The 6,225-nt window shown below is 73.4% G+C and carries 7 protein-coding genes and 4 tRNA genes; 6 read left to right on the forward strand and 5 right to left on the reverse strand.

What is annotated here, in order from left to right:
• Positions 1–345: 345 nt before the first annotated feature.
• Positions 346–906, forward strand: a complete 561-nt coding sequence (locus ABT300_RS40195) for a CGNR zinc finger domain-containing protein (protein ID WP_351686999.1) — start codon at positions 346–348, stop codon at positions 904–906.
• An 82-nt stretch (positions 907–988) separates the two neighbouring features.
• On the opposite strand, the gene ABT300_RS40200 is transcribed toward ABT300_RS40195, so the two are convergent.
• Positions 989–1,141 carry a hypothetical protein gene (locus tag ABT300_RS40200; RefSeq protein ID WP_173877776.1) on the reverse strand — a complete coding sequence of 51 codons (153 nt, stop codon included), beginning with the start codon at positions 1,139–1,141 and terminating at the stop codon, positions 989–991.
• 220 nt (positions 1,142–1,361) lie between these two features.
• The gene (locus tag ABT300_RS40205) at positions 1,362–1,808 is read right to left on the reverse strand and encodes a hypothetical protein (protein ID WP_351687003.1); all 447 of its coding nucleotides are present in this window, start codon (positions 1,806–1,808) and stop codon (positions 1,362–1,364) included.
• A 352-nt stretch (positions 1,809–2,160) separates the two neighbouring features.
• Between ABT300_RS40205 and ABT300_RS40210 the strand changes: the two genes are divergently transcribed.
• Positions 2,161–2,748 carry a DsbA family protein gene (locus ABT300_RS40210; RefSeq protein ID WP_351687006.1) on the forward strand — a complete coding sequence of 196 codons (588 nt, stop codon included), beginning with the start codon at positions 2,161–2,163 and terminating at the stop codon, positions 2,746–2,748.
• A gap of 20 nt (positions 2,749–2,768) precedes the next feature.
• Here the strand turns inward: ABT300_RS40210 and ABT300_RS40215 are convergent, their stop codons facing one another.
• The 3 genes from ABT300_RS40215 to ABT300_RS40225 form a co-directional block, all read right to left on the reverse strand.
• On the reverse strand, positions 2,769–3,593 hold the full coding sequence (locus ABT300_RS40215) for a GNAT family N-acetyltransferase (protein ID WP_351687009.1): 825 nt from the start codon (positions 3,591–3,593) through the stop codon (positions 2,769–2,771).
• An 85-nt stretch (positions 3,594–3,678) separates the two neighbouring features.
• On the reverse strand, positions 3,679–4,500 hold the full coding sequence (locus tag ABT300_RS40220) for an aminotransferase class IV (RefSeq protein WP_351687012.1): 822 nt from the start codon (positions 4,498–4,500) through the stop codon (positions 3,679–3,681).
• Between the two features lies 1 nt (position 4,501).
• Positions 4,502–5,566, reverse strand: a complete 1,065-nt coding sequence (locus ABT300_RS40225) for a chorismate-binding protein (protein WP_351687014.1) — start codon at positions 5,564–5,566, stop codon at positions 4,502–4,504.
• A gap of 191 nt (positions 5,567–5,757) precedes the next feature.
• Between ABT300_RS40225 and ABT300_RS40230 the strand changes: the two genes are divergently transcribed.
• The 4 genes from ABT300_RS40230 (at position 5,758) to ABT300_RS40245 (ending at position 6,111) form a co-directional block, all read left to right on the forward strand.
• Positions 5,758–5,830: transfer RNA gene (locus ABT300_RS40230), tRNA-Gly, on the forward strand.
• 39 nt (positions 5,831–5,869) lie between these two features.
• Positions 5,870–5,943: transfer RNA gene (locus ABT300_RS40235), tRNA-Cys, on the forward strand.
• Between the two features lies 1 nt (position 5,944).
• A tRNA-Val gene (locus ABT300_RS40240) sits at positions 5,945–6,016 on the forward strand.
• A 23-nt stretch (positions 6,017–6,039) separates the two neighbouring features.
• Positions 6,040–6,111 (forward strand) — tRNA-Val (locus ABT300_RS40245).
• Positions 6,112–6,225 lie beyond the last annotated feature (114 nt).

Genomic DNA, 6,225 nt, shown 5'->3' on the forward strand with positions numbered 1-6,225 from the left:
GCCGTGCTCGCGCCGCGGGGCGCGGTCCGCGTGGGTTGCCGTTGGGGGCCCCCCCATCGCACCGCCCTTGCGGCGCCGCCGCCCCCCGGCCACCGGGGGCGCGGCGTCGGCGTCGTCGCATCCCCGGCCGCGAGACCGCGGAGCCGTCCCATGCCTGTCCGTCCCGGGAGGCCTGGCTGCCCGTGCGGGCGCCCCTCCCCCGGTCCCGGAGCCCGCCCTCCCGCCGCTGCGGGGCCGTCCCCGCGGGATCCGGCTCACGACCGCCCGTCGCCTGAGGCCCCGGTGCGGCTACCATCGGCCAGCATCGGCGGGCGCCCGCCCGACCGTCAGGCCAGGGAGCGAAACGTGCTGATCACCCACGACACCCGGTGCGCGCTCGACGCCGTGGTGGATCTGGTGAACTCCGCGCCGGAGGACGACACGGCTCCGGACGGGCTGCCGGATGTCGCCACCCTCGGAGACTTCGTACGAAAGCACGACATCAGCGATGTCGGCACGCTTTCCGAGTTCGATCTGTCCGCGGTGCGCAAGGTTCGTGGCCGGTTCGCCGGAATCTTCGCGGCGCAGGACCCGCGTACGGCCGCTCAGCACATCAACGAGCTGGTCGCCGCGGCGGGCACCACCCCGCGCCTCACCGATCACGACGGCTACGACTGGCACGTCCACTACTTCGCACCCGGGGCCTCGGTCGCCGACCATCTGGCCGCCGACTGCGGGATGGCGCTGGCGTTCTTCGTGGTGGCCGGCGAGCAGGAGCGGCTGCGGCGCTGCGAGGCCCCCGACTGCCGGCGCGCCTTCGTCGACCTCTCCCGCAACCGGTCGCGCCGGTACTGCGACAGCCGCACCTGCGGCAACCGCCTGCACGTGGCCGCCTACCGGGCGCGTCGCAAGGAGGCGGCGGGCTGACCGCGTCTGCGCGGCGGGGCCCGTGGGGAGGTGCGATGCCGACGCGGCCCCGGCGGGTGACGCCGGGGACCGCGGGTACGGCTCAGAGCAGCAGCAGATCATGCAGCGAGGCCATGAGCAGCAGACACCCGATCACCGCAAGGAAGATCATCAGCGGTGGCTGGGAAAGGGCGAAGAGGCACCCGCGCGGCTCGTCCTTCGGCGGCGCGGCGTCGCTCTGTGTCGTGTCCAGCATCTCGCGGCGATGATGACGCAGCGGGGATCTCCCGCGCGATCAACACGCACGGAATGAGCGGGACATCGCTGGAATCCGCGAGGTCGGTTTCAGGCCGTGTCCAGGGTGTGATCATTTCCGCGCGCGGGCGGCCCGACTGTGTCGTTTCACCCGGGGGCCGCCGCGCCCGCCGGACCGCCCCTCACCTGCCCTGCCGCCCGCCCCGGGTCGAGGGCGGGCGTCATATGCCGTGCTTCTTCAGAATGGCCTCGATGTCGCTGAAGTCCTCCGAGCCGCCGGTCGCCCGCGGCGCGGCCGCCGGGCGGGAGGCCGGCCTGGAGGACTGTCCCAGGGACGGCGCGGAGGCGGCGGGCGCCACCGCCTCGGAGCGGGCGGCACGGGCCGCCGCCCTGCGCTCCTTGCGGGTGCCGCCGCGGCGACGCTCCACCGCGCGCGTCGTGGCGAAGAGGGCCCAGGCGCCGCCCAGCACCGCGAAACCGGCCCACGCCGTAGGACTGAAGGCGGTGTCGGCGAGCCAGTCGACGACGCCCGTCATCACGAGGCCGAGGGGCACGAGGGCGTAGGCGGCGATCCGGGCCGCCGCGAGATAGCGCTTGCGGTACGCCGTGACCACCGCGATGCCCAAGCCGGCCGCGGCGACGGCGGAACAGACGGTCTCGGCAATCATCCGGTCCTCCAGGCAGGGCGTGCGGGCAAGGTCGGGCGGACGCGGCGGCACACCCGGCAGGCCCGCGCCTCGTCCCCTCCATCGTGCACCTGGACACCGCTCCCGGGCCATGCCGCAGCCGGACATCAGGGACATCTCCGGGTCGGCTCCTCCGCAGGTGCCGTATGCACCCTGGCCTCCGCTGCACCTCCGGATGCAGCGGCGGAGGCGAGCGGAGGCGCGCTCCGACCACGAGCCGCGGCCGCGGGGCGGGCAACGGGACGGGGCAGCGCCCCCGCCGCGGCGGCTCGTGGCGGGGAGGCGGCGGCCGTCCGGATTGGGGCGGCCGGGCACGGGCTGCAAGACTGGCGGCATGAGCGACTCGTCCCCGGCGCACCCCTCCCCCGCCTCCTCGTCCGACCCCTCCCCGGCCTCTTCGTCCGTCTCCTCCGCGGCCGACGCCCCGCCGGCCGTCGTCCTCGACGTGTGGTGCGAACTGCAGTGCCCCGACTGCCGTGTAGCGCTCGGCGACCTGCACGCCCTGCGCGAGCGCTACGGCGACCGCCTGGAGCTGCGGCTGCGGCACTTCCCGCTGGAGAAGCACCGGCACGCCTTCGCCGCCGCGCAGGCCGCCGAGGAGGCTCTGGAGCAGGGACAGGGCTGGCCGTACGTCGAGGCCGTGCTGGCGCGCGTCGGGGAGCTGGACCGTGCGGGAGAACCGCTACTGGTCGAGATCGCGGGTGAACTGGGTCTGGACGCTGAGGAGTTCGACACCGCCCTGATCGACGGCCGGCACATCCTGATCGTGGACGCCGACCAGGCCGAGGGCAAGGCGATCGGCGTCACCGGCACCCCGACGTACGTCATCGGCGGCGAGCGTCTCGACGGCGGCAAGAGCCAGGACGGGCTGCGCGGGCGCATCGAGGAGATCGCCGACCGGTTGCTGGCCGAGCAGGCGTGACCTGACCGGCCCTGATCAGATCAGATCAGGGCCTTGTACATCGAGTAGCCCACCGGCACGTATCCCAGCGACTCGTACAGCCGCTCCGCCGGGGTGTTGCCGGCGAACACGTTGAGGCCGAGGACGCGCACCCCCGCGTCGTACGCCTGCGTCTCGGCCAGCAGCATCAGCGAACGGCCGTGGCCGCGGCCGCGGAACGCCTCGTCGGCTTCGACGTCGAAGACGAACGCCTTGTCGTCGGCCAGCGCAAGCCAGAGCCTGCCCACCGGGACGCCGTCGTGCTCCAGCACGCTGAACCGCATGTTCGGCGTCGCACGGCCCTGCGGCAGCTCCTGCTCGTGGTCGCGCCGCGCCTTGGCCAGGGCCTCGTCCTCGGGCACCCCGCGCTCCCGCCAGTCCTGGGCGTAGTCCGCCACGGCGTGCCGTTGCCAGGCGTCGTACTCGGCCTGTGTCATCGGCCGGCCCCGGCTGCCTTCGGGCAACCGGGGAAGGGCGGGGCCGAGCGGTTTCTCCATGCCGCGGTTGCGGTGGACGTAGCCGAGGGCCGTCGCCATCCGCAGCGCGGCCGACGCGTCCGCCGGCACCCGGATGTCGATCCGCCCGCAGCCCCAGCCGCGGGCCACCTCCTCGGCGGCCAGCGCGGCGACCGTCCCCCGGCCGCGCCCGCGGTCCGGTTCCTCGATGCGCAGACCGGCGATCACGGCGACGCGGGGCCCGAAGGAAGGGGACGTCGAGAGGTGGACGGCTCCGACGGGGCGGCTGTTCACACACACCTGGTAGTGGCGCGACAGCGCCCCGTCGGCGGCGCGCTGGAGCGGCTCGGTCGGCCGCAGGGTCGTGGTCATCAGGGGCTTTCTACCCAACGCCGAGCGTGACGTCAGCTCGATTTCCGCCGCTGTCCGCGCGGGCTGCGGGCATCCCCCGCGGAACTCACGGGTCGAGGTCGTCCGCCGCCCGCTCGGCGAAGACGCGCATGGCCTTGGCGGTCACCGGTCCGGGCGCGCCCGGCAGTTCGCGGGAGTCGACCCGGTGGACGGCCTGGACGTCGCGCAGCGTCGAGGTGAGGAAGACCTCGTCGGCCCGCTCCAGCACGTCCAGCGGCAGGTCGGTCTCCTTGGCGCCGGTCCACTCGACGGTCAGCTCGCGCGTGATGCCCGCGAGGCAGCCGGAGGCCAGCGGCGGGGTGTGGATCTCGCCGTCGAGGACGACGAACACATTGGAGCCGGTGCCCTCGCAGAGCCGCCCGACCGTGTTGCCGAACAACGCCTCGGTGGCGCCCTGCTCGTGGGCCCGGGCCAGCGCGACGACGTTCTCCGCGTACGACGTCGTCTTCAGGCCGGTGACCGCGCCGCGTTCGTTACGGGTCCACGGGACGGTGACGACGGCCGTGGAGTCGGCGCGCCGGGAAGTCCCGCCGAGCGCGACGACGAGGGTGGGGCCCTGGTCTCCGCGGTCGGAGCCGAGGGGGCCCTGGCCGCCGGTGTAGGTGATGCGCAGTCGGCCGAGCGGCACCGGGTCGGCATCGAGGACGGCGGCGCAGGCGCGGCGGATCTCGTCGTGGTCCGGGTCGGGCAGGCCGAGGCCTCGTGCGGAGCGGGTCAGCCGGTCGAGGTGCCGGGTGAGCGCGAAGGTCTCCCCGTGCATCGCCTTCACCGTCTCGAAGACGCCGTCGCCCACGGTCAGTCCGTGGTCGAAGACGGAGACGCGGGCGGTCTCGCCGTCCTGCAACCCGCCGTCGAGCCAGATCTTCACGTCAGTTCCTCTCCTCGGCCTCGTACGCGCCCGTGGCCTCGTACGCACCCGACGCTACCGCGAGCAGCCGGGACGCCTTCAGCTCGGTCTCCTCCCACTCTGCCTCGGGATCGGAGCCCCAGGTGATCCCCGCGCCGGTGCCGAAGCGCAGCACGGCCGCGCCGTCGGCGGCCCGGTCGATCCAGAAGGTGCGGATGCCGACGGCCAGCTCGCCCGTGCCCCGGTCCGCGTCGACCCAGCCGACGCCGCCGCAGTACGGGCCGCGCGGCGCCGTCTCCAGCGCGTCGATGATCCCGAGCGCGCTCGCCTTCGGGGCGCCGGTGACCGAGCCCGGCGGGAAGGCGCAGTCCAGCAGTTCGGGCCAGCCGGCGCCCGGACGCAGTTCGCCGCGGACCGTTGAGACGAGGTGGACCAGACCGGGATGCTTCTCGACGGCGCACAGGTCGGGGACGGTGACGGTGCCGGTGGCGCAGACCCGGCCCAGGTCGTTGCGGACGAGGTCCACGATCATCACGTTCTCGGCGTAGTCCTTGGCGAGGAGGTCCGCCTCCGTGCGGCCGGTGCCCTTGATGGGGCCGGACTCGACGGTCCGGCCCGCGCGGCGCAGGAAGAGCTCGGGTGACGCGGTGGCCGTCTCCACGCCGTGCGCCGGCAGGCGAATCGTTCCTGCATACGGCGCGGGGTTGCCCCGGGCCAGCAGGGCGGTCAGCGCGTCCACGTCGGCGTCGGGCGCCACGGGCGCGGTCAGCACCCGGCAGAGGTTCGCCTGGTACACCTCGCCGGCCGCGATGTGCTCCCGGATCCGGCGCACGCCCGCCGTGTACGCGGCACGGTCGAGGGAGGACGCCCAGTCACCGGCCGCGGGCCCCCGCCAGCCCCCCGGCACGGGGGCGGGCACGGGCTCCTCGCGCACGTCGGCGAAGCGGGCGCAGACGAGACGGCCCTCGAAGTCCGCGCAGACGGCCCAGAACCCGGAGCCGTCGAGGGCTGCGGGATCGCTGGTCACATCGAGGAGACCGGTGGCGAGGCGGCCGCCGAAACGGGCGAGAGGAGGGAGGTCGAGCACATGGTCGAGTGTAGGACGGGCGCCTCGGGGACCGTCCTCGCGTGTTCCGCAGGTCACGGCCTCCGGGGGCGCTGACCTGGTGCGCACGCGAGCGCAGCGCAGCACGCTGCACAAACGCGTTTTTGTACTGGCCCGGGAATCCGCTAGAGTTCAACACGTCGCCGGGCCGCGAGAGCGGAACGAAACGACAAGCGGACGTAGCTCAGTTGGTAGAGCGCAACCTTGCCAAGGTTGAGGTCGCGAGTTCGAGCCTCGTCGTCCGCTCGAAGGAAGAAGGGGTCTTCCCGGGCCCCCTACACTCCTGGTGGAGTGGCCGAGAGGCGAGGCAACGGCCTGCAAAGCCGTCTACACGGGTTCAAATCCCGTCTCCACCTCCAAGGACGATTAGCTCAGCGGGAGAGCGCTTCCCTGACACGGAAGAGGTCACTGGTTCAATCCCAGTATCGTCCACTGGATCTTCGAGATCCTTACCCGCGCGATTAGCTCAGCGGGAGAGCGCTTCCCTGACACGGAAGAGGTCACTGGTTCAATCCCAGTATCGCGCACGCAGTGACACGGTCCGCGGCGGACGGCGCCGGCGTAGTCGTCGGCTGAGTCGTCCTGCTGCAGGAGGAGTTCGCGCTCTGCGGCCACGCTCCTCAGGCGGGCGCGCAGCGTGT

The organism is Streptomyces sp. NPDC001027, assembly GCF_040299045.1.
Classification (GTDB): Bacteria; Actinomycetota; Actinomycetes; order Streptomycetales; family Streptomycetaceae; genus Streptomyces.

What these genes read in the sequence shown, in the direction of transcription:
- ABT300_RS40210 (WP_351687006.1), top strand. Translation starts at nt 2,161, where the DNA reads ATGAGCGACTCGTCCCCGGCGCACCCCTCCCCCGCCTCCTCGTCCGAC.
- ABT300_RS40215 (WP_351687009.1), bottom strand. Translation starts at nt 3,593, where the DNA reads ATGACCACGACCCTGCGGCCGACCGAGCCGCTCCAGCGCGCCGCCGAC.
- ABT300_RS40205 (WP_351687003.1), bottom strand. Translation starts at nt 1,808, where the DNA reads ATGATTGCCGAGACCGTCTGTTCCGCCGTCGCCGCGGCCGGCTTGGGC.
- ABT300_RS40200 (WP_173877776.1), bottom strand. Translation starts at nt 1,141, where the DNA reads ATGCTGGACACGACACAGAGCGACGCCGCGCCGCCGAAGGACGAGCCG.